Here is a 23261-nt window from a genome sequence, read left to right as displayed (position 1 = left end):
TCATGAAAAGGTCAATCATCTTCGCAACATTGTTAGGGTCAGCTCTCTTACTTGGAGCCTGTGGAGATAAGGAGAAGAAGGACGAGCCTGCAGTCGAGACCGAAACAGAAGAAACGGCGAATAACTTGGAGGAACAAGGGGCGGTTGATAAATCGGATACTGCCAAATCGGACGATGAATTGAAAGAAGAGCTCGGCAAAGAAGAAGGAGTTTCCTCGGTCAGCATCATCGTGACAGAGGATGCGGGCGGCTTTGTCCTAGTTGACTTCACCGTCACGGAGGATATGAAGGAAGACCAAGCCCAGAAATTGGCCGATCAATTTGCGGACAAAATTAAAGAAAAATATAGTGAGTACAAGATTGATGTACAAGCTCGTAAGAATGGTGAAACATTCGCCCAAAAAACAATAGACTGAAAGGAACCTCTTCCATTTTGTGGGAGGGGTTTTATTCGCGGAATATGATATGATAATAATATAACAATAGTTTGGGAAGAGGGGGAACCGATGCAATGCTGACGAAACGAAAACCGAGCGACTTGCTCAGGGCAGGCGGCCTTTCCATCGCTCTGACGTTTTTCGGTTTTGGAACACAGGCGGTAAGCGCCAATCCGATTGATCCAAGTTTTTCCGACGTACATAATGAATTTTGGGCGAAAGATGAAGTGACCCAGCTCGTAGATATGAATATCATAAACGGCTATCCGGACAAGCAATTCCGGCCAAGTTTGGAAGTGACGCGAGGGCAGGCCGCAAACTTGATGACCAATGCGCTCGGTTTGCCGGAAACCCCTTATCAGCCGATTTTCAAAGATGTCAGTTCGAAGTCGTCCCATTTGAAAGGCGCAATGGCTACATATGGAGCCGGGATTTTCCTAGGGAAGGAAGATGGAACTTTTGGAGTCGGTGATTATTTGACCCGTGAGCAGATGGCGACGGTTATCGTCCGTGCGTTTGAGCTGAAGGATACGGGTGAGGACATCGTATTTAAAGATGATCATCGGATAAGCGACTCCCATAAATTTGGGGTGAAGGTGTTGGCCCAACATGGTATTACAACGGGGAAAGAAGACGGGACATTCGATCCGAAAACGCCTGTCAATCGCGCAACATACGTCGTATTCCTCCATCGGGCCATGGCGGAAAAAGGATTGATTGAGAAACGGTCCCCTACGGCTTTCAAATCAGCCGAAATATTGGGCGACTATAAATCAGTCCGGCATGAACAGCAATTTACGGAAGTACCACTATCTTCGACGAGCAAGACTTATTTACGCTCGAACTACTATTTACAATTCACCGGAAAGAAAGAAGTTCCACATCCTCACGCGACCGATATCGTTTACACGTATGCAGTAGGTGGCTATTCTCCTGCGAAAGTGGAAGTGACGAAGAGGGAATTGCCGAACGGCGATTATTTCGTGTTTACGGAGCTACGGAATCCACAGCGGATGCCTCTGACAATCGATTTGATTCAGACGGAAAATGGATTGCAGAAAACCGTACTTCATTCTTATGGTAAACACCAGATCAAAAAAGAGGTGGATGATACGTTCGGGTTTGATTTGACGACGTATCCGACGGGCATCTTAGAGAAAATTGGAACGGATGGGAAAACGGAGCAGCGAATGATCGGCAAAGCGTACCGGTCGCGGGAACTGAGTCAGACCTATCCGAACGGCGCGGCTAGCTATACGAGAGAACTTGATGCGGAAATAGAAGCATTTAGTGGAATTAAACTCGGGGAGACGCAGCTATCGGTTTATCGTCTTCAATCTCGTGGATTTGACGTTGTTGACCAATGGTTCCTCTCTTCTGAAGATCGACTCTTCGCGGATCGAAAAAACATGGATTCCTGGATGTGGGAATCAGCGGTGTACTATAAGAAGCGAAACAAATGGTACACGGCAAAAGGGCCTTACAACAAAATGGCCACCACCATTGAACCAATGCCGAAATCCGGTAGAGGGTACGGCCGGAACCTTCTGTTAGTTAAAGAAGACCGAGTGATGCTGCTGTATAACCAAACGAAGGAACGCTATTTTGAGAATCTGCTTTATAATTCATTTGCCAACTTGGATATTTTCCGCGGCGATTCGACGTATTGGAAAACGGAAGTGACGAGCACGTATTTGAAACATCTGTACGGCATTACCGCTCCTTTCGTGGATACGCGATTCAACGAGCAGATTGCGCTGTTCCTTTATAATGGAGGGAAAGCATTCGGCCATTCGGATTATAATGTGGGGTTGAAAAATTATGCAGACCTCCTTGTGTCGCAAAAAGCAAAAGGGAATATCATTTCTGTCGACAAGGATTCGTATTACATTTCGGATTATTTCCCGGTTAAGCAAAAGGTGAAGACCCACACGTCCATGAACCATTTGCTAGGTGGAATGAATATCCTGTTGCTCGCCTACCAGGAATTTGGCGATCCGGTTTACTTGCAGACCGCGACGAGCATTCAATCTGCGGTAGTTAAGGACGAGAAGAAGTGGATTCGCCCGGACGGGGATATCTGGTATAAAGTAGATCCGGACCATACATTTGTCGGACGAGATTACACGCATTTGACATTGGAGGATCTGATCCATTCCTATGAAATGTGGTCCGCTATCGACGAGTCGAAACTTCCGGTCTTCGAGCGAATGATCCGTTCCAAAGCCGGATACATGGACAAAAATCAAAAAGGCTATACGACGAAAATCAAAGAAGGCCTGGAACGCATCGGCCTGCCGGAGCTACTACCGGCCGGGACCGAGCATACGGACGCACTTTAATATCGTGAAAACGCCATCTCTCCGGTGGAAACCTGGAGAGATGGTGTTTTTGTTCGGATGGAGTTATGATCGCTGGCGCGGAGATATGAGCGGTTGTCGGAAGTTATGATCGCTCGCGCGGAGATATGGGCGGTTGTCGGAAGTTATGATCGCTTGAGCAGAGGAATGGGCGGTTGTCGGAAGTTATGATCGCTTGTGTGGAGATATGAGCGGTTGCCATAAGTTATGATCGCTTGCGTGGAGATATGGGCGTTTCTCGAGAGTTATAATCGCTTGCGCGGAGATATGAGCGCGTCTCATAAATTATGACCTCAACAAAAAATCCTCCCTGGCCACTCAAAGAGCCCAGGGAGGTTTTGGTTAATATGTTATCTTTTTGACGAGGTCGGACCGGATCCAACCGTAGTCGGCGGGCGGATTGATGTCCGCTAACACTTTGTACCAGATATAGCCGTCGCTGCCTTTCGTTTCGTCCACAATGACGAGTGGATAGCCGAATGCAGCGTTGTAGCCAGGATCTTTTGGTTTGTACGTGAATAGTTTATTCGTGCTGGTTGTGTCCGGGCTTGTCCGGACATTGACGCCGGTCGATCCCTTGTATGAGATGACAGCTAGGTTTGCTTGATGGATATCGCGTTTGCCTAGGAGGGAATCGATGCGCCACATATGGCCCGCAATTTTGCTTCCCCAGTTCGGGTCAGACGCATATTTCACATTGAACCCGACCGCTTTATTGCCTGGCACTGCGCCGTTGGTATGGGCACCGAACGGATTCGCGTAATTCAAATTCATGTAACGTGAAATGAAGGCGTCAACGCTGTACGTCGGATGGATATAGATTTCTCCCATTTCCGGTGAAGAATCAAAGACTTTGATTCCAAAAATATTGTTTTTCGTCTGGGCATTGACACTCATGCCGTAGTCACTTTCGTGAATGGCGGTTGCCAAGATGAACATCGCATTCACATGATGTGTCTCTTCCATCAACTTCAAGTAATTGCCAAGACCGATCAATTTGGACTTCAGCGTGGCGTCCTTATAGCGGGCGATTCCCGTATTCTCGCGATCCTTTAAGATTTCCTGAATATAGTATTCCAGTTCGATTCCGCTATAGGAAGTCGGTTGACGCACCGATTGGAATTGGAAATATGGATAATACGTAACTACGTTGTTCGCTCCGACTTCTGAAAAATGCACGCCATCCAAACTAGTGTAGCGTTTTCCATTTCGCATCGAGTTCGCGGCGGGACCTACCGTGTAAGTCCCGCGGGCTTTCCTCAAATTATCGTACGTATGGTGAACGAGGAGGCCTCCCTGGACTTCGTAATAATCATAGCCGGTGACGAGTTCCGTTGGTACGAGGTCCACTTCGTTCTGCTTCGCGTAAAATGTGGAGCCGGCTACTTCTACGATAACATGGTCGGCACTGCTGCCGATATATTTCATTTCGCGTCCTTTTTGAATATAGGTCACTTCATTCCGCATATTGGAGTTATCGTAAAGGGACGTCAGTTGTCTTGGATTTTCCGAGCCGAATGCCCGCCCCGATTTCATCTTAATGATCTTGTTATTCTTTTGGATGGCCCGGATGGACGAAGAAGCATTGTACACTGCCAATGCTTCTTCGTAAGTTTTGTACAGAGCCGTTGTCGGGATGACTTGTCCATTGGAAATCGTGCTCACTTTGTACACTTCCGGGTCGACATCCGGAACAGTTGGCGTACCTGGCGTGCTTGGCTCTGTCGGCTTCAGCACTTCCGCAGCCGCAAACATCCGGAATAGAAACGCGGATGCATGAGCGATTGTTGCATGATCCTGTGGGTTGAAATAAACCCCATCTTTCCGGTGATCCCCCCGGATAATATTCAAATTCACTGCGGCAGAGACGGCGTTAACAAAGTTCGGAGAGATCTTTTTCGAATCTTTGAAAGTGAATGTTGCCGTGGACGCCGGTAGATTCATATGGCGCATTGCCTTAAACATCATCCCTGCCATCTGTTGGCGGGTGATCTTGTCATTTGGCCGGAAGGTGCCGTCGGGGTAGCCGGCTAATATTCCAGCGCCTGCCGCGTTCTGTATTTCAACCGTCAAGCTGGAGTTTTTCGGCATATCTTTGAACGTGTACTTGGTTGAAACCGGCAAATCCAAGGCTCGGGCAATATACGAAGCAAACTCTCCTCGCGTCACTGCTTTATTCGGACGGTAATTTCCTTTACTATCCGCGCGGATGACACCTTTTGCTATCCAATATTCCAATTCGCTTTGCATCTGATGTCCGTTAATATCGCTCGCCTGCACTTTGGCTTGGAAGAGCGGGGAAAAGAGAAGCATGGTGATCAAAGCGAACGTTACTAATTTTTTCACCTAGTAACCCCCTTCTGGTAATCTTCTTCTATAGTACCAGAAAGGGAACGATTTCATAAGGTGCAATAGTCCATTTAATAATAATGAAACAAAACAAGACACCCGAGCGTCAGATAAAATGCTATAATGATGGAGGACTTGATCCACCATATAAGAAGCGAGTAGTCGTAGAAAGGGAAATTTTGTTCATGTCTACCTTACAAGAGAAAATGAAACAAAAAGATACATTGTTTTTCATTGTTGCACTGGCAGTTGTCCTCGTTGCGATGGTGTTGCCAGCTAAAATTGCACTTGTCGTAACGTCGCTGTTTTTTTTATTTTACGCGTTTGTCAAACCTCAGCAGAGCCTTCTTTTTTTAGTCGTCTATGTCAGCATTCGGCCGTTTTTATTGGAAATGAATTCGGGCTTGAAGCTGATCGGAGACTTAATTACGTTTATAGCATTCATTAGATTGGTCGTCTCTAGCGGGAGGAATTGGAAATCGCTCTTTGCGTTCAAGTGGTTTGAATGGGCATTATTTGCCTTCCTGATCTTCGGTTCGGTGAGTGGGATGCTGCAAAATGTGATACCGGCATCCGTCATCTTCCAGATTCGGACATTCCTCATCATGTACATGTTGTACTATATCGTTTCACGCATGCTGCTGCCGGAAAGCTGGTATCGGCAATTTGCCTGGGTCGTTGTCTGGACAAGCTTGATATCATCGATTCATGGACTGATCGAGAAACTATCGATGCGCCAGCTTCTCTTGCCGGAAGCCTGGAAATATAAAACATTATCCGCCACAAACTTTGTCAGGATCTATGGATTGCCTGGAAATCCGAATTCGCTTGCGTTGCTGTTGTTCTTCGGGATTCTCGCAATTTTCTTCTTGCAATCCGTTTATAAGACCGAAAAGTATAAATGGTTTTTGAATATCAACCTGATGCTGTTCATGGGCGTCTTGATTCTCACCTATTCAAGGGGGACTTGGATTTCAGCATTTATTTTCGGAGCGATCTTCATTCTCTCCACGAAGAGCTGGCCGATGTTAAAGAAGCTGGTCATCGCGGGAATCGCCTCTGTCATTTTAATCTATTATCCAGTCAACTGGGGAGTTCAACTCGTTCAGTCGCTTGGAGTGACAGCACCACAAACAGGGCCGGGAAGTATCGGGGAACGATTTGGCGAAACGTTTGATGAGAAGAACTTGGCGCTCATGACGGAGAGCGGACGTTTCTTCTATATTAAAAAAGGATTTGAGATATTTAAGGATTCGCCGGTCATGGGGACTGGCTTCGGTTCATTCGGCGGTTCCGCCACGCTTTCCTACGGCTCGCCGATTTACAATCACTACGGCATTCGTTCGGATATCTACGGAGGTAAATATTTCTACTCTGATAATCAATACATCCAGGTCATAACAGAAACGGGCGTCATCGGGGTAGTGCTATTTGCAGCGTTCCTCCTCGGGATGTTGGCGATGTTCTGGAAAGAGCGGAAGACCGTGTTCGGGAAATTCATGCTCGCTTTCTGGTTCGCAACCGGCTTTTCCGGATTCTACTATAATATTTGGGAGTTAAAGTTGTACACGATGTTTTATTTTCTCCTATTCGGTGCCTTTGCTTCTCAAACAGGCCAATATGTTAAACTTTATCGAACAAAAGAATGAACAAGCTGTCCTGGGAATTAATTTCCTTGGACAGCTTTTTCCTTCTTATGGAGCATGGCATTGTCCAACCTCTTTTGTTAAGCTGTAGTTTGATAGGAAAGGAAGGTGCACCATTATCACTACTACAGCAGTTTCATTGAAAGGTTTAGGGAAAAAAATAGCCACGGCCGCGATTGCTGCCTCTCTTCTCTTGTCCATACCGACAGGAGCATCTGCCAAACAGCAATCGACGAAAAGTTACCCGGTTTCCTCCGGCGTGACCTATTCTCAATATACATATTCGGGATCGAGTTATATGAATCACATCACGGTGGATCTAAGCGATACCTATACAAAATTAGGTATCGGATTGCCTTCGCCAATCGCTAAACGGGCAACCACTACGGCATTGGCAAACCGGGATTCCAAGGACGGCCATCGCGTGGTCGGTGCGATCAACGCTTCGTTTTTCGATATGACGACTGGCCTGCCGATGTATTTGATTTCCCAAGGGAATGAAATTATCAACGGTGGTGTCATTTCCAAGTCCTCGAGCTATTACGTGAGCCAGCCGATCGCTTTCGGTGTCACGAAGGATGGGCTCGCTGAAATCGATCATTTCAATTTTAACGTCCACTTGAATTACAAAGGGACAAACTATCAGTTGACGGGGCTGAACCGCCAACGGCAAGATAATGAAATGATCATCTTCACGCCGCAATATATTGATAAATACACTAACTCCAACCAATTTGGAATGGAAGTGGTTGTCGACACAGGACAACCGATCACATCCACTCATTACGGGCAACAGGTAACCGGGAAAGTAGTCAAAGTACGGGATTATGGATCGAAAGAGAAACTGGAAATTCCGAAAACGGGATTTGTCCTCTCAGTCCACGGAAAACCGGGACTTGATCGATTTAAGGGTATGCAGATTGGAGAGGAAGTGACCCTCTCCCTATCCATCGATGACAAATGGAAGGATTCCCAGTTCATGTTGGCGAGCGGTCCGATGCTGTTGAAAGATGGCAAGCCGCATATTACAATGAACACGTCCAATTCACGTTCGACCGCACGGACAGCCCGTACGGCCGTTGCGATCAGCAAAGATAAAAAGCAGGTTCATCTCGTAACGGTAGATAACCGAAGCGGTTACAGCAACGGCATGTCGCTGACCCAATTTGCCAATTATTTGGCCGCACAAGGATATGATCGGGCATTGAATTTCGACGGCGGCGGATCGACGGCAATGGGCGTCCGAAATCACGGAAGCAATACAGTTGTCCTTGCAAATCGAACAACGAATTCAGCGGAACGGCAAGTTTCAGCTATTATCGAGGCAATTAGCACGGCGCCGGTGAGCGATCCAGCGATTCTCAGCGTATCCCGTTCCCAGATCGGGGATATGTTGGTCGGATCGAAAGCTTCTATTAAAGTAAACCATGTGTTGGATGCGTATTATAACCCGTTGAAAGTGGATGCCAATCAGGTCGTCATCCAATCGGATAAAGGCAACTTGACGGGATCCGGTCTCACGTATACAGCGACAAAAGCAGGTTCTGACCGCCTATTCGTCCGTTATGAAAACGCGGAGCAATCATTCCCGATCAACGTCGTGGATGCGCCGGCCCGCTTGACTGTGACACCGTCTTCTTCCAATATTGCACCGGGAGCAACGGTGACATTCAAAGCAACGGCGTCCGATGCCCAAGGAAAACCAATCATTTATTCACCAGAACAATTGAAATGGAGTGTCACGGGCGATATCGGAACGATTTCACAGAATGGCAGTTTCAAAGCTTCCACCAAGCCTGGCAAAGGCCAAGTAAACGTGACACTCGGAACGAAAACGACGAGCATCCCGGTCGAGTTACGGGACGGGACACCAGCCTTCAAAGATATTCCGGCTGATTACGCATACTATACCGAGATTCGTTATTTGAAAGAGCTTGGCTACATTAAGGGGGATGTGGACGGAAAATTCAATCCGGGCCAAACATTGTCGCGTGAACATGCGGCTGTCATCCTGAGCCGGGTATTCAATTTGGATACAACGAAAGCAGGAGCCCAGAGATTTAAAGACGTCCCTACCACGCATCGCTATTTCAATGAAATCAACGCGATTGCCAGTGCTAATTTAGTAGGCGGTAAAGGGGATGGCACATTTGATCCAACCGGACAATTGACACGGGCCCAAATGGCGGCTATCCTCGTCAAAGCTTATGAATTGCAAGGCGAGTCTGCGAAGAAATTCAAAGATGTCCCATCGAGCCACTGGGCACACAAGCAAGTTCATATTCTAGCAAACCATAATATTACGACGGGGAATGAAAAAGGCAATTTCGAACCGAACAAGCCGGTCAACCGAGCCCAGTTCAGCGCTTTCCTCTACCGTGCGATGAATCGATAAGAAAAATAGAAGGGGGACTGCTGAAGACAGCGGTCCTCCTGTTTATATGGATGCCTTAAGCTGTGGTATAATCAAGGAAATATTTGATGAAGGAAGTTTTTCAATGAAAATTGGGATTGTCGGAAATTATGGAAATGACAATAATGGGGACGAAGCGATCCTGCTCAGCATCATCAAGCAGGTGACAGCCACGTTCGATATCAGTCACAGTGATTTGACTGTCTTCAGCAATAATCCGAAGCAGACGGCAACGCGCTATGGCGTGACCAGCTTTCCTCTTTATTATAAAAATGGGAACGCTGTGAAGACTTTCATGAAAACGTACTCGAATAATAAGCAAATTGTAAAAACCTTTGACCTGCTCATCATCGGAGGTGGCGGGATTCTTATGGATTTGTATCGACGGGAAGCGCCGCTCTTCGGATCCTATGCAATGATGGCTAAAAATAGCAGGGTACCGTATATCGTCTATGGCTGTGGTGCCGGCCCTCTGCATACAGGGCTAGGGAAATGGTTCATCCGCTATATGTGCAAGAACGCCGATAGCGTTTCGGTCCGAGATCCCGAATCGATGGAGTTGCTGCGCTCTATCGGCGTGAAGGAGCCTGTTCGGATTATTGGTGATCCGGCCTTCTCGTTAAGGGGAGAGAACTCCCGAGAGCCGTCGAAAGCGCCGGTGAATATCGGTGTGACAGCTGTTCCTTATTATCACGCCGGCTATTGGCCGGAAGAGGATGTTTCGAGATATGAAGATTATGTGGAAGGAATGGCGAAAAACCTCGACCACTTGGCAGAGCACCATAATGTGAACATCAATTTTTTCGCTACGAAATTTCCACAGGACGCCGACGTGACGAAGGATATCCAAGCCAAGATGACACATGCGGATAAAACGTCGATCCTCGATAAGAATTTATTGCCGGATCAGATTTTGGAGATAACGGCACAGCAGGATATCGTCATCGGGACACGCCTGCACTCCTTAATATTGGCTACCTGCACGGAAACGCCCGTCATGGCGATTTCCTATCATCCGAAAGTACATGATTTCATGAAACTGGCAGACTTGGAGCGATTCGCTTTCCCAATTTCAGAAATGAATCAAGATCGTACTTTATTTTTGGAGGCTTTCAATGAAATGAAAGGGAGCTGGACAGAGACTGCAGACCGCACAAAAGAGCTGTCCATCCGACTCTATGAGGAAGCGATGAAGGGAACCGACCAATTTCGAAATGCTATTAAAAAATGAAAAAATCCGGAACAGCAGGTGAGTGCTGTTCCGGATTTTTTCATTTGGATGGAGATATAGTCTCTTTGTCTACGCTCATATATTTCGTGAAGCGCTTATAACTCCTGATTCGCGCTCATATATTCCGCGGACCGCCTATAACTCCTGGTCTGCGCTCATATCTTTCGTGGACCGCCCATAACTCCCTTCCAATTCCTGCATTTCCATTCCTGTCCCCATTCCCTTAAGTTTAATTCTCATTAAAATCCAAGCGTCATCCGCAAGCCGCTCATATACTTCTGGCTGACAGGTAATTCTGTACCGTTCTTCAGCTGAATGACAAAGTTGGAGGAAAAGTCTCTCGTAATCTTTTCGATATATGAAATGTTAACGATATAGGAACGGTGTATGCGCAGAAAAGTGTTTGGAAGACGCATATGCAATTCTTTCAATGTTCGATTGGTGCTGTACTGCTCCTCGTCTGCATAAAACCATGTTTTCTTCTGCATGCTTTCAATATGGGTGACCTGTTCGATAGCGATCGGACACCATTCGTCCTCCTGCTTGCCCGTCAGAAACCGATACGGCTCGCTTTTTAACACATGATAGTTGGGCGGCAGGATGACGATCAAAGCACCGGGCGTTCCTTGGATATCAATCGGATAGCTGATGCCGTAATAGGGGACGCCGAACAATGTATCATCCATCAAATCTTCCATTTTGGTCCCTTTTCGGATGGTCCGCTCCGCTAGACTGTTAGGCGGCACTGCTTGCCCCTCTTTCAGTCGGATGTCATGGATGCCTGAAGCATAGTAGATATAACGGTCGCCTGCCGCGATAGCAAGGGATGCATCCTTTGGAATCCAGTCTTCCATCAGCACAGTGTATTGTTGCAAAACCTTCTTCTCCATCTTAAACTCCCCTTTTCAACATTTCTACTAGTCTGAAAAATTCTTATTCGTCACTTCTATTTCCAATTCATCCTTAATTTACCGCCATTCATCGAAATGTTGTGACTTTTAAAACAACCTGTTATATATTACTGTATAACAACTTCAACTGTTGTGAAACAGTCCGAAAGAATTATTTTTAATTCTAAATGAAGTCAACTATTTTGGAAGGCGGGATTGGAATGTCAACAAGACAAGAACAAATTGCACAACTCGAAAAAAGCTGGGCGGAAGATAGTCGTTGGAAAGGGATTAAACGTAATTACACAGCTGAGGATGTTGTCAAGTTACGTGGATCGCTTCTAATTCAAAATACATTGGCTGAAAAAGGTGCGGCTCGCCTTTGGAAATCTCTTCATGAAGAAGATTTCGTCAATGCACTAGGCGCACTCACTGGTAACCAAGCAGTTCAACAAGTCAAAGCAGGCCTTCAAGCAATCTATCTAAGTGGTTGGCAAGTGGCAGCGGATGCAAACCTCGCTGGCCAAATGTATCCTGACCAAAGCCTATATCCGGCAAACTCTGTGCCGGCTGTTGTAAAACGCATTAACCAAGCGCTTCAACGTGCTGACCAAATCGACCATGCAGAAGGGCGCGAAGACGGTTTTGACTGGTTCGCTCCGATCGTAGCAGACATGGAAGCTGGTTTCGGTGGACCATTGAACGTTTTCGAATTGATGAAAGGCATGATCGAAGCAGGTGCTGCAGGTGTTCACCTTGAGGACCAGCTCGCTTCCGAGAAAAAATGTGGACACTTGGGCGGGAAAGTTCTACTTCCGACACAAAACGCAGTCCGCAACTTGACTGCTGCTCGTCTAGCTGCCGACGTTCTAGGTGTTGACACAGTGATCATCGCTCGTACGGATGCGGACGCTGCGGACATGGTGACAAGCGACATCGATCCGGCGGATAAAGATTTCATCACAGGTGAGCGCACTCCAGAAGGTTTCTTTAAAACAAAACCAGGCATCAAGCAAGCAATCGCTCGCGGCCTTGCGTACGCTCCATACGCTGACCTTGTATGGTGTGAAACATCTCACCCATCTTTGGAAGAAGCGAAAGAATTCGCAGATGCAATCCACGAAAAATTCCCAGGAAAAATGTTGGCATACAACTGTTCACCTTCATTCAACTGGAAAGCGAACTTGGATGACGAAACGATTGAAAAGTACCAAGTCGAGCTTGGCAAGATGGGTTACAAATTCCAATTCGTTACACTTGCAGGTTTCCACACATTGAACCACAGCATGTTCGAATTGGCACACGGATACAAAACGCGCGGAATGGGTGCGTACTCCGAGCTTCAACAAGCAGAATTCGACAACGAAGCAAAAGGCTACACAGCAACTCGTCACCAGCGTGAAGTGGGTACAGGATACTTTGACGAAGTGGCACAAGTCATTTCAGAAGGCCAATCTTCCACAACAGCAATGGCAGGTTCTACAGAAACAGCTCAATTCGTTTGATTCGGTGATAAGGGGAATGGGTGAAGGGATCACCTATTAAGCAAGGGATAAAATATAAAAAACTGGAGGAGATCGTTATGCACACAATGAAAAATGAGAAAGAATATACGAAAAAGATTTGCCGGGAGTGCGGATGCGTAATTGTAGAGCAGGTCGAATCCTATCTATATGAATGTGAACGTTGCATCGGCACAACTGAGCAGTGAGAGGGAAACGGCTTTATTCTCCTAGGAGAGTAAGCCGTTTTCTTCATTTAGTCCTAAAATGAAGGAGTTTAACTTTCTTCTATTGAAATAGGTAACATACTTGAATAAGGGGGATGAAAGATGCGCAACGAAGAAATGCTCCTCATACCTGGACCGACACCTGTCGTGGATTCCATCTACGATGCGATGGCCAGTGAAACAAGAGGGCACACTGATCCGCGTTTCGTCGCCATTTATAAAAATGCGATTGAAAATACACGGAAGATGTTGAACACGGATGGCGAGGTGTTCGTCATTTCCGGTTCCGGGACAATTGCGATGGAAATGGCACTCGTTAATACAGTGGCGGCCGGGGAGAAGATCTTAATTGTCAGCCAAGGGTATTTCGGCGACCGGTTCATTAAACTGGGGGAAGCATTCGGTATTGAAGTCGATGTTATTCAATCGGAGTGGGGTCGGCAAGTCGATCCGGATGAAGTCGATCGGAAATTGGCTGCAGGCGGCTATAAAGCGGTCACCTTGACACATGCCGATACATCGACCGGTGTGGCGGCAGATTTGGATGCGCTTGTTCCGGTCATCAAGAAACATGGGGCGCTCGTAATTCTGGATGGCGTTTGTGCAACTGCTGCAATGGACGAAGATATGAGCAAAACATACGGGGATTCGGATGCGAAGATCGACGTCGTGCTGACCGGTTCACAAAAAGCGATAGGAGTGCCGCCGGGCCTTGCCATTGTTGCGTTCAATCAAACCGCTTTGGCAGCCCGTGAAAAAATCGAACGGGTGCCGGCATACTATTGCGATATTTACAATTGGTTGCCAATCATGCACGATCCGTCCAAATATTTCGCGACCCCGCCGGTGAACCTGATCTATGCCTATGATGAAGGAATGCGCCTCGTTCTCGAAGAGGGAATGGGAAAGCGGGTTATCCGTCATAACGCATTCGGAAAAGCCGTCCGTGCGGCACTATCCGAATATGGCATGTCCGCGTTGGCTGATGAAGAAGCGGCCGCTTCGACATTAAGCTGCATCCTCTATCCGGATGGCGTAGACGACGCAGCTTTCCGAGCAGCCCTCGCCAAAAAAGGGGTCATCGTCGCAGGAGCGCTCGCCCATCTAGGGGGCAAAGCTTTCCGCATCGGCCACATGGGGAATACGACCGATATCATGCTCGGACAAGCCATTGAGAAGATTGGTGAAACTCTGAACGAACTTGGAGTTAAAGTAAGTATCGAGAAAGCTGTAGCACGATTCAAAGAAGAAGTATCTGTTGTCGTATAAGCCAGAAACCAGCCTTCCCGGGATGCAACGGTGCGGCTGGTTTATTTGTGAGGAAATTAATTGAGCTTGTAACGTTTCCGTCTCATAAAAAGAATCCCCTGAATTTTACACAACTATTACATTTGGTGAATTAAGAGCCGGTTGCTAATAACGTATGGTGCAAGCGATCATATATTACGAGAATCGCTCATAATTCCCGTTAAGCGATCATAACTCCGTGCAACCGCCCATAACTTTGCGCAAGCGATCATAACTCCGTGCAACCGCTTATAACTTTGCGCAAGCGATCATAACTCCGTGCAAACGCCCATAACTTTGCGCAAGGGATCATAACTCAGTACAGCCGCTATATCTTGCCGCAAGCAGGGGATGGGGGGGGAACGCTCCTTATCTAAAACAAAAACCGGAAAGAATGGCATACCATTCTTTCCGGTTTTTTGAATCATTCTGCAGAATAATATTGGACGAGTCCTTGGTAAATGGATTCTGCGAAGATTTCAATATATTTATCACTTGCCAATTTGTTGAAGTCTTCTGAGTTGGAGATGAAGCCTAGCTCCACTAGAACCGCTGCGACGTTGTTGTTTCGAATAACATAGAAACGTTGGTCTTTCACACCGCGGTCATTCATGTTTGCTCGTTTCACGATGTTATTTTTAATTGCGGTCGCGAGTAGTTTACTTTCGGCCGAGTTTTCATTAACAGAGGAGTCGAAGAAGACTTCCGTACCTTTCGCTGAACTGGATCCCGCCGAGTTGACATGGATTGAGACGAAGGCTTCTGCGTAATGCTTTTTCGCGAATTCCGTCCGCTGTTCGAGGGACAGGAAAGTGTCGGTGGAGCGTGTCATTAACACTTTGGCTCCTGCTTTTTTCAGCTTCGCTTCAACCAACTTCGCGACTTTCAAGTTGACACCCTTTTCGGTTAATCCGCTTCTAGTTGCACCCGGGTCATGTGCTCCGTGTCCTGGATCAATCACGATTACGCGGTCTTTCAAAGGATTACCGGATGTGTTGATTAATTTCAAATAGGATTTGTGGACATACGCCGTTTGGGAGTTGAATTTTATTTTTGCCCAGTAGCCATCGATTGAAATGACTTCGACCTTTTGTCCACGGTTCAACTTTCCGACGGCTTTTGCAGTACCGCTAGCAGCTGACCGGACATTCAAATTGTTCACTGTCGCTTTCCCGATTAAGTTGCCTGTAACAGCAGGTGGTTCCGGCTTAACAGGTTCAGTTGGTTCCACTGGTTTCGGTTCCTCTGAAACATCGTTGTCTCCCGGAACATCTGGCTCTGGCTTGTCCGCGCCAAGTTCGGTTGTGTATTTTCCATTAATATATCCTTCACCTTGCTCAAGAAGAACGAGTAGCCAGTCGCCGGATTGGCCGACAACTTCCACTACCGCTCCATCTTGTAGGCTGCCTAAAATTGCACCATTAATGGAGGGGAGGGAGCGGACATTCAATGTGTCGCCTTTCGTGTCGACTTTGACAAAGTAGGTTCTCGAGGTTTGCTCAGGTGGCTTTACGGGTAATTTATATTTATCATTCAATCCACGTGCAACGAACAAAGCAAATTGCTTGCGTGTCAGGTAATCATTCGGCAAGAATTTGCCAGCATCACCTTGCGTGACTCCGCCATAATACAAACCGTTAATGCGTTCCGCATATGTATGATTTGCCATATCGGTCAATACCATTGGGTAGTCGATTGTGATCGGTTGATTCAAATTAAAGGCGACGGCCAGCGCATAACCCATTTCGTCGCGTTTCAGTTTTTCGTTCGGTTTGAAACGGTTGTCCGAATCGACTTTAAAATAGCCGAGTGAAACGGCGCGGCTCGCATAGTCATACTGTTCCGTTCCGGGTTTCAGATCATTGAATTGAATGGCCGGAGTCGGGATATTTTGTTTCTTTGAAGCGATGACAAGCATTTTGGCGGCTTGGGCGCGTGTCAGATTGTTGCTTGGATTGAATTTCGCCACTTTATTAATAATGCCTAGGTCTGCTATGTAATGAACCTCTTCAAAAGCTTCATCATTGGCATTGACGTCAGAGAACTTGAATTGTGCTGATGATTGGCCCGGGACTATGGATAACAGAGTGAAGAGCATCAGGGAAACTGCTGCCCACTTAAATATTCTCATTTTGTCCTCCCTTGTTTCTTCTAGTTTTTACTAGAGTTCTAGGTTTAGTTTACCAATAATACTTGTCCATTTCCATAATGATATGTTACTATTTTTAATTTCCTTTGCATCATAAAACCGGATGCCCGTTTCGATCGGCACATCCGGTTAAGTAGGGTCATTGATTTTGAATTTTATTCATGAACTTTTGAAGTTGTGCTGCTGTAACATTGTCGTTCAATCCATAGTTTCCGTCACCATACCCTGAAGTGACATTGTTGTGGGCGAGAATGTTAATATATTCTGCAGCCCAGTGGTTGCTTGGTACATCTTTGAAGTTGGCATCGGAAGTACCTTCCAAGTTGAATGCTTCTACAAGTACTTTCGCCATTTGAGCCCGAGTCAAGAGTCCGTCGGGATTGAATTCTCCATTATCGCCTGAAAAAATACCAGCTTCCGCCACAGCACCGATTGCATTGGCTTGCGGGTGGTTAGCAGGAACGTCAGAGAATACAGGTTGTCCTTCCGGAACAGATAATCCGACTTCTTTGGCAATGTTTTCAGCAATTTCAGCACGAGTTGCATACTTAACTTTTTTCACTGTATCGGCTGCGGCAACCGCTTTTTCAGGAGTGATATCTGTCACTCGACGGGCGCCGATATAACGTTTACCCCAATAATACGGATCGTAGATGGAAGAAATCATGACCCCTTTACTAGTAGAGGCGTGAATGAAGCTGTTCGCTCCGATATAGATGCCGGCATGTGATACGCCGCGGCCATTCGTATTGAAGAATACGAGATCACCAGTTTTTAGTGCGTTTTTAGCAACAGCTTTTCCCATATTATACTGTTGCCCGGTTGTACGAGGTAACGAAGTACCTTCTTTTTTGAATACATATTGGATAAACCCTGAGCAGTCGAAACCGGAAGTGGTTGTCCCTCCATAAGAATAAGGCACACCTATATAAGATTTCGCAGTACTTACGAGCGAAGTCGCAGAATTTGCGGAAGCCATGGACGGAAGTGACGACGAGATGATTAAACTTGCCAAGACAAAAAACAAAAATCGTTTCATGCGGTTCTCAAATTCCCCTTTCGCACATATACGTACGCTGTGCTTTATATGAGAACATATTAGCATAGCAATACTATCAACTCGGTTACAGTTACATTACAAAACTATTACAATGAAACATGCTAGAATTGAGCGAATTATGAAATCGTCATCAAGCAGGCCACAAGCCTTGCGGGTGGCGGTTTTTCTTATGAGAAAATTGTAGATGGGATAACGAGATTACAAGGATGTGAGAGGCATTACGAGTTCGGTAGATTCAAATCAGAAAAAGCGTTCTGTCGAGATATGTGTTAAAATGATGCAATGTGAAAAATGCCAATTTATCTTTGTTCAGCCTACGCTGTTCAAAAGCGGTGCCTTAATTTCTGCGAAGTGCACAGAAATACGGCAAATCGAACCCTGCGCTGTTCGAGAGCGGTGCCTTAATTTCCGCAAAATGCACGGAAATACGGCAAATCGAACCCTGCGCTGTTCGATTGGCATTTAATAAAAGATGGGATGAATGTGTTATGCAGAAAATCGTCGTATTCAGCAATATGTATCCGTCGTCCGACCATCCGACGTACGGAATTTTTGTCAAAAATCAGGTTAATCTCCTGAAATCAGCGGGACTCGACGTAGACGTTATTGCAATCGAGGAACCGGGAAAAGGAAAAATTCAAACGTTGAAAAAGTATGCAGGCTGGTTTTTTCGTTCGCTTGCCAACTTGATGAAAAATAAGAAGAAGATTTCGTTGACGCATGCTCATTATGCGTTTCCGACAGGCCTTCTTTCATTGATCGGGAAGAAGTGGCTCGGGCTGCCATATGTCGTCACCGTGCATGGTGGAGATATCGACAAGATGGCTGCGAAAAATGCGCGCATCGCTAAGATGACCAAATCGATTTTACAACAAGCACAAGCGGTCATCGTCGTTGGGGAAAAATTACGGAAAGAAGTCATCGACCGGTTCGGTGTTCCGGACAGCCGTGTTCATCTGATCAGCATGGGCGTCGATACGGACGTTTTTAAGCCGATCCCAAAACTCGAGGCGAAGGAAACGCTTGGTTTTCAAGCGGACAAGCGGATTATCCTGTTTGTCGGCAATGTCATCAGGGCGAAAGGGCTATTGGAACTCGCCGAGGCATTCGGAAAGATCAAACCGGACTTTCCGGACACTGTGCTGTTCATCGCCGGCTCCCAGAAGGATCAAAACTTTACAGAGGAGCTGCAGCAATTCATTCAAGAAAAGGCGATTAAAGATGTCCAATTCAAAGGCCCCTTGAGCCAGCCGGTTCTGGCACGATGGATGGCGGCGGCCGATGTACTCGCCTTGCCGTCGCATCATGAAGGGTTCGGTTTAGTCGCGCTCGAAGCGATGGCCGCGGGAACAACAGTCGTCGGTACGGATGTCGGGGGACTCTCTTATTTATTGGCAAATCAAGCCGGAATCCTTGTCCAGCCGGAACAACCCGATTCGTTAGCGGATGGTTTGCGGAAGGCATTGGCAGATGGTCCGAGCCCGATTGATGAAAATAAAATGCGGGAAACTGTCGCACAGCATTCCTATGACAATATCTTACATAACTTGCTGTCAATCTATAAGGCTGTCGGGAAGGAGAACGACCGTGAATAAATTCCTGAAAATCATCGGAGCCGTCGCGGTCATCAATATTGTGGCACGTCTTTTTGGCTTTCTGCGGGAAGTGGCAATCGCAAATGAATATGGAGCAACAGGTCCTGCCAACGCCATTTTCACCGCGTACACAATCCCGAACTTTATCTATTTAGTAGTCGGAGGAGCTCTGACGACGGCCTTCATCTCCGTCTATCATTCCTCCAAATCGGATAAAGGGGAATACGTCCGGAAGGCATTTGGAACAGTCCTTCTTGCAGCTGTCGGAATTACGGTTGTATTGCTATTATTGACAGACCCGGTCCTGCATACATTTTTCAAAGATATGAATGAAGAAGAATTCACTTTGACGCGGGAGCTGTACCTATGGATGATGCCTTCGACCATCGTCCTAGTATTGTCGACGTGGATGAGCGGGCTGTTCAATATCAATGGCAAATTCAATTTATCAAGCATGGCCATCCTGCTTTACAATGCAGCATTTGTCGGCATTGCAGTCGCCCTGACGAGTACGTTCGGCGTCCAGGCTTATGGAATTGGCGCGTTCGTCTCCGCATTGCTTATGGGGATTTTCCTTTTCGCCGGGTTGCAGAAATCGAAGTTCTATTCATTGAAGCCGTCGTTTGCCATGTCGGATGACGTCAAGCGTCTGTGGGTCATCGCCTTGCCGATTCTTTTCGGCGGCGCCTCGCTGCAATTTTACAATGTCATTTACCGGATAGCGGCATCACCGCTTGGAGGGGGAGCTATCTCCGTCGTCAACTACGCCTCCAAGCTGAGCGCGTTCCCTCAAGCGATCATGATGACCGCCGTAACGACTGTCATTTATCCACTCCTTAGCAAGAAGGAAGGGGAGGGAGACGATAAGACAGTGCGGTCGCTCTATCGAAAAGGGTTGCTCTACATGGTCGCCTTGTTCCTGCCGACAACCTTGATCGCCTATTTCTTCGCCGAGCCGCTCATAACGCTCGCATACGGGCGCGGGGAATTTGACCACGAGGAAATCATGGCCACAACTCCAGTGTTCCAGGCCTTCAACTGGTCCATGTTCTTCTTGGCTGCCACGACGTATGTCACTCGGTTTTATTATGCGAAAGGCAACTCGATGACGCCCGTCATCTTTAGCCTCATCAACGTTTTCGGCATCAACCTCGCCGTTATTTACCTAATGATCGACTCATTCGGCGCGACAGCCATCGCCTATGGCACCGTCATCAGTGCCGCTGTCAACTTTCTCATGCTCACAGCGTATGCGAGATGGAAATGGAAACTATAATTTGTTTGACCCCCATCCCTCGGTATTTTTCCAGCGGATGGGGGTTATTTTTAATGGACCTCTCAATATTTTCCACACACCTCGTAATGCTATCGACGAACCTCGAAACATATTGCCACGACATTGCAACGTTTTCAATAATCCTCCCAACGTTTCAACACCTTACAACGTTTTCATCGAACTTCACAATATGTTGAATGAACTTCCACACGTCACCATCGCACTTCACCACATTTGATTTAACCTCATAACGGTTCCTTCCAACTTCCCAACGTTTCTCCTAAAGTGATAATCCACCCTCGCCTCTCATATGAATGGGATAGGCAATGAAATATGAATTAGGTGGGACGGCCGATGCAAATGAAGAATATTTCGGGAATGGACGCATTTAAGAAGAAGACACAGACCTCATACACATTTTCTCAGCGGGCGAAGCAGGTGATGCCGGGTGGTGTGACGGCGAATATCAAGTTTTTTGAACCATATCCCATCGTAATGAAATCCGGATCGGGTGCGTATTTGACGGATGTCGATGGCAATGAATATATCGATTATCTGCTATCCTACGGTGCCTCGATGACGGGGCATGGGCATCCGAAAATCACGGAAGCGATCGAGGCACAATTGTCGCAGGATGGTACGTACTTATTCGGGACACCGCATGAATGGGAAGTGGTGATGGGGGAGAAGATCCAGAAATTATATCCGAGTATGGAAAAAGTGCGCTATACGAATTCCGGTACGGAGGCGACATTGCTCGCCACCCGGATTGCTCACGCGTACACAGGCAAAGCGAAAATTGCGAAATTCGAGGGGCATTATCATGGCGGCTACGATCAGATGTTGCTTAGTGTTAACCCGCCATTGGATTTAGCGGGACCGCAGAGCAATCCTACAGCCGTGCCGGAATCAAAAGGTATGCATCCGTACCACGCTGAGCACACCGTCATTTTGCCGTTCAATCAATGGGACGAAACGAAAGAGATTTTGAACAACCGACAAGGTGAAATCGCGGCGGTCATCATGGAGCCGATCCAAAGTGGTTTCATTCCCGCCAAACGGCCATTTGTCGAGAACCTTCGCAAATTGTCCGCCGAGTTAGGAATTCTTCTCATTTTCGATGAGGTGAAAACCGGTTTCCGCTTAGGGCTGGGAGGGGCCCAGGAAGTGTATGGTGTCCGGCCGGATTTGACGACATTGGGTAAAGTGGTCGGAGGCGGTTTTCCGATCGGCATGGTCGGCGGGAAGAAGGGAATCATGGAAATCAGCGCTCCTTCGGCGGCATCGGATGTATTTGACAGTAGCCAAAGCAAAAAATCCCGCGCCCAAGATGTCCTATTTCATAGTGGGACATACAATGGGCACCCGACGATTTTGGCGGCAGGTCTGGCGACGATCGAGTTGCTGGAGCAGGAAATGGCATCCGTTCTTCAGAACACAGAGCGGTTGAAGAAGGGGATCACAGATTTATTTGCTGCCAAAGGGGTGCCAGCATTGATGGTTGGGGAAGGATCCATTTTCAATCCGGTCATCACAGAACAGAGCGACATCCGGGATTACCGTGATCTACAGGCGGCGAATTTTAAAGTGCGGAAAGAAGTGGACTATCATTTATTAGCGCATGGCATTTATACGAAACCGCTGAATCGCTACAGCATGGCCACTGTTCACGGAAAAAAAGAAATCGACCGGACATTGGAAGCCTATGAAACTGTCTTGACAACGCTATTTGGATGAACAACATGCTTGTACTAGCCATCGAATAAGAATAAGGTTATAAGTTTTTCATTACAAGAGGGGGTTCCATAAATGAGAAAAATAGGAAGTATAGTGCTGGTGTTGGCTGCCCTGATGCTCACCTTGTCTGCATGTGGCGGGGGAGGCAAGAAGAATATTGCTATCGGGCCTGCTGCGAGTGAGACGAATAATGTTTCCAGGCTCATTCTGGAAGCGTATGGACTGGGAGAGGGCGATTATAAAGCGTTCCAGGAAGGGTTCGGGGATGCGGCGGATGGGGTGCAGGACGGGAATATCGACATTTCCATCGGCATACTTGGCCTTCCGGCAGCAAGCATCGAGAGTTTGCAAGCTTCGACAGGTGATGTGAAGATGCTGGGGCTTTCGGATAAAGCAATCGAGCATATCGAGAAAAACTCGGAATATAAACGGTTGACGATTCCAAAAGGGACGTATGATTTCCAAACGGAAGATATCGAAACCGTGACGGCTTATGCCATCCTGATGGCGAATGTCGACACGATCGATGAGGAGCTTGGCTATGAGCTGGCGAAAAGCATGATTGAAAATGCGGGCGAAAATACGCATGCGCAGGCGAAGCAGATGACGTTGGAAAATGCGCTGCGCGGAGCGGAAGGGCTGCCGATTCATCCAGGGGCTAAACGGTATTATGAAGAGCAAGGGCTGACCGTGCCGAACGAAGTGGCGACGCTGACGGCGGATGCGAGCAAACGGAAGTCCGAATTCATCCTCGGAACGGGCAGCCAGGGCGGGACGTATTATCCGCTTGGTGGCGAGATGGCCAATCTTTGGAATAAATATATCGATGGCGTCAATATAACGAATACGGAAACGGGGGCGTCCGTCGAAAACTTGGCGACGATCCGGGACGGGAAGATGGACCTTGGCATGACCGTCCACGTGCCTGCACTTCAAGCTCTGAGAGGGGAAGGGGACTTTAATGGAAGCGAAGTGAAGAATGCTGCTTTTATCGGTCATATTTACCCGGAAGTCGTTCAAATCGTCACAAGGGAAAAGACGAAGATCAAGAGCCTTGATAGTTTGAAATAAAACACAAGAACCATCTGGAAGGGAGGAAGCC

At 47.2% G+C, this 23261-nt stretch carries 16 protein-coding genes; 12 read left to right on the top strand and 4 right to left on the bottom strand.

From position 1 onward, the window contains the following. The first annotated feature begins 2 nt into the window (after positions 1–2). Positions 3–416: a hypothetical protein gene (locus AB1K83_RS08325; protein WP_413057716.1), complete on the top strand. Its 414-nt coding sequence runs from the start codon at positions 3–5 to the stop codon at positions 414–416. 95 nt (positions 417–511) lie between these two features. Then, positions 512–2779, top strand: coding sequence for an S-layer homology domain-containing protein (locus AB1K83_RS08320; RefSeq protein ID WP_413057715.1), 2268 nt, complete (start codon positions 512–514; stop codon positions 2777–2779). A 360-nt stretch (positions 2780–3139) separates the two neighbouring features. Here AB1K83_RS08320 and AB1K83_RS08315 read toward each other — a convergent pair whose 3' ends face one another. Continuing rightward, a complete protein-coding gene (locus AB1K83_RS08315) occupies positions 3140–5143 on the bottom strand; it encodes an S-layer homology domain-containing protein (protein ID WP_413057714.1) in 2004 nt (667 codons plus the stop codon). A 188-nt stretch (positions 5144–5331) separates the two neighbouring features. Here AB1K83_RS08315 and AB1K83_RS08310 point away from each other — a divergent pair, with 188 nt between their 5' ends. The 3 genes from AB1K83_RS08310 to AB1K83_RS08300 all read left to right on the top strand — a co-directional run bounded on the left by AB1K83_RS08310 (position 5332) and on the right by AB1K83_RS08300 (position 10436). Beyond that, a complete protein-coding gene (locus AB1K83_RS08310; RefSeq protein WP_413057713.1) occupies positions 5332–6795 on the top strand; it encodes an O-antigen ligase family protein in 1464 nt (487 codons plus the stop codon). A gap of 136 nt (positions 6796–6931) precedes the next feature. Beyond that, a complete protein-coding gene (locus AB1K83_RS08305) occupies positions 6932–9187 on the top strand; it encodes an S-layer homology domain-containing protein (RefSeq protein WP_413057712.1) in 2256 nt (751 codons plus the stop codon). A 103-nt stretch (positions 9188–9290) separates the two neighbouring features. Further along, positions 9291–10436 carry a polysaccharide pyruvyl transferase family protein gene (locus AB1K83_RS08300; protein ID WP_413057711.1) on the top strand — a complete coding sequence of 382 codons (1146 nt, stop codon included), beginning with the start codon at positions 9291–9293 and terminating at the stop codon, positions 10434–10436. 239 nt (positions 10437–10675) lie between these two features. Here the strand turns inward: AB1K83_RS08300 and AB1K83_RS08295 are convergent, their stop codons facing one another. Continuing rightward, entirely contained in the window at positions 10676–11326 is a 651-nt protein-coding gene (locus tag AB1K83_RS08295) for a LytR/AlgR family response regulator transcription factor (protein ID WP_413057710.1), read from the bottom strand. 221 nt (positions 11327–11547) lie between these two features. Between AB1K83_RS08295 and aceA the strand changes: the two genes are divergently transcribed. From aceA to AB1K83_RS08280, 3 genes are all read left to right on the top strand, one after another. Further along, complete coding sequence (gene aceA / locus AB1K83_RS08290) at positions 11548–12831, top strand: isocitrate lyase (protein WP_413057709.1); 1284 nt, start codon at positions 11548–11550, stop codon at positions 12829–12831. Between the two features lie 77 nt (positions 12832–12908). Continuing rightward, the gene (yhfH, locus tag AB1K83_RS08285) at positions 12909–13037 is read left to right on the top strand and encodes a protein YhfH (protein ID WP_413057708.1); all 129 of its coding nucleotides are present in this window, start codon (positions 12909–12911) and stop codon (positions 13035–13037) included. A gap of 120 nt (positions 13038–13157) precedes the next feature. Continuing rightward, entirely contained in the window at positions 13158–14324 is a 1167-nt protein-coding gene (locus AB1K83_RS08280; RefSeq protein WP_413057707.1) for a pyridoxal-phosphate-dependent aminotransferase family protein, read from the top strand. Positions 14325–14766: 442 nt separating this feature from the next. Here AB1K83_RS08280 and AB1K83_RS08275 read toward each other — a convergent pair whose 3' ends face one another. Together AB1K83_RS08275 and AB1K83_RS08270 are read right to left on the bottom strand one after the other, a co-directional pair. Next, a complete protein-coding gene (locus tag AB1K83_RS08275; protein WP_413057706.1) occupies positions 14767–16473 on the bottom strand; it encodes an N-acetylmuramoyl-L-alanine amidase in 1707 nt (568 codons plus the stop codon). Positions 16474–16630: 157 nt separating this feature from the next. Further along, positions 16631–17530: an NlpC/P60 family protein gene (locus AB1K83_RS08270; protein WP_413057705.1), complete on the bottom strand. Its 900-nt coding sequence runs from the start codon at positions 17528–17530 to the stop codon at positions 16631–16633. 509 nt (positions 17531–18039) lie between these two features. On the opposite strand from AB1K83_RS08270, the gene AB1K83_RS08265 reads away from it, so the two are divergent. The 4 genes from AB1K83_RS08265 to AB1K83_RS08250 all read left to right on the top strand — a co-directional run bounded on the left by AB1K83_RS08265 (position 18040) and on the right by AB1K83_RS08250 (position 23230). After that, positions 18040–19146 carry a glycosyltransferase gene (locus AB1K83_RS08265; protein WP_413057704.1) on the top strand — a complete coding sequence of 369 codons (1107 nt, stop codon included), beginning with the start codon at positions 18040–18042 and terminating at the stop codon, positions 19144–19146. Further along, the gene (gene murJ / locus AB1K83_RS08260) at positions 19139–20422 is read left to right on the top strand and encodes a murein biosynthesis integral membrane protein MurJ (RefSeq protein ID WP_413057703.1); all 1284 of its coding nucleotides are present in this window, start codon (positions 19139–19141) and stop codon (positions 20420–20422) included. The genes AB1K83_RS08265 and murJ overlap by 8 nt, the downstream gene beginning before the upstream one ends. 354 nt (positions 20423–20776) lie before the next feature. Then, on the top strand, positions 20777–22159 hold the full coding sequence (locus AB1K83_RS08255) for an aspartate aminotransferase family protein (RefSeq protein WP_413057702.1): 1383 nt from the start codon (positions 20777–20779) through the stop codon (positions 22157–22159). Positions 22160–22231: 72 nt separating this feature from the next. Beyond that, entirely contained in the window at positions 22232–23230 is a 999-nt protein-coding gene (locus AB1K83_RS08250; RefSeq protein ID WP_413057701.1) for a TAXI family TRAP transporter solute-binding subunit, read from the top strand. Positions 23231–23261 lie beyond the last annotated feature (31 nt).

Source organism: Sporosarcina sp. 179-K 3D1 HS (assembly GCF_047228905.1).
Taxonomy (GTDB): Bacteria; Bacillota; Bacilli; order Bacillales_A; family Planococcaceae; genus Sporosarcina.
The sequence above is the reverse complement of the archived record's forward strand: the minus strand, read 5'-3'. Positions and strand labels throughout refer to the sequence as shown.

Excerpts from the sequence above, each read along its gene's own strand:
- yhfH (WP_413057708.1), top strand. The coding sequence starts at position 12,909 with ATGCACACAATGAAAAATGAGAAAGAATATACGAAAAAGATTTGCCGG.
- AB1K83_RS08255 (WP_413057702.1), top strand. The coding sequence starts at position 20,777 with ATGCAAATGAAGAATATTTCGGGAATGGACGCATTTAAGAAGAAGACA.
- AB1K83_RS08250 (WP_413057701.1), top strand. The coding sequence starts at position 22,232 with ATGAGAAAAATAGGAAGTATAGTGCTGGTGTTGGCTGCCCTGATGCTC.
- AB1K83_RS08310 (WP_413057713.1), top strand. The coding sequence starts at position 5,332 with ATGTCTACCTTACAAGAGAAAATGAAACAAAAAGATACATTGTTTTTC.
- AB1K83_RS08320 (WP_413057715.1), top strand. The coding sequence starts at position 512 with ATGCTGACGAAACGAAAACCGAGCGACTTGCTCAGGGCAGGCGGCCTT.
- AB1K83_RS08270 (WP_413057705.1), bottom strand. The coding sequence starts at position 17,530 with ATGAAACGATTTTTGTTTTTTGTCTTGGCAAGTTTAATCATCTCGTCG.
- AB1K83_RS08275 (WP_413057706.1), bottom strand. The coding sequence starts at position 16,473 with ATGAGAATATTTAAGTGGGCAGCAGTTTCCCTGATGCTCTTCACTCTG.
- AB1K83_RS08325 (WP_413057716.1), top strand. The coding sequence starts at position 3 with ATGAAAAGGTCAATCATCTTCGCAACATTGTTAGGGTCAGCTCTCTTA.
- AB1K83_RS08300 (WP_413057711.1), top strand. The coding sequence starts at position 9,291 with ATGAAAATTGGGATTGTCGGAAATTATGGAAATGACAATAATGGGGAC.
- AB1K83_RS08265 (WP_413057704.1), top strand. The coding sequence starts at position 18,040 with ATGCAGAAAATCGTCGTATTCAGCAATATGTATCCGTCGTCCGACCAT.
- AB1K83_RS08295 (WP_413057710.1), bottom strand. The coding sequence starts at position 11,326 with ATGGAGAAGAAGGTTTTGCAACAATACACTGTGCTGATGGAAGACTGG.
- AB1K83_RS08280 (WP_413057707.1), top strand. The coding sequence starts at position 13,158 with ATGCGCAACGAAGAAATGCTCCTCATACCTGGACCGACACCTGTCGTG.
- aceA (WP_413057709.1), top strand. The coding sequence starts at position 11,548 with ATGTCAACAAGACAAGAACAAATTGCACAACTCGAAAAAAGCTGGGCG.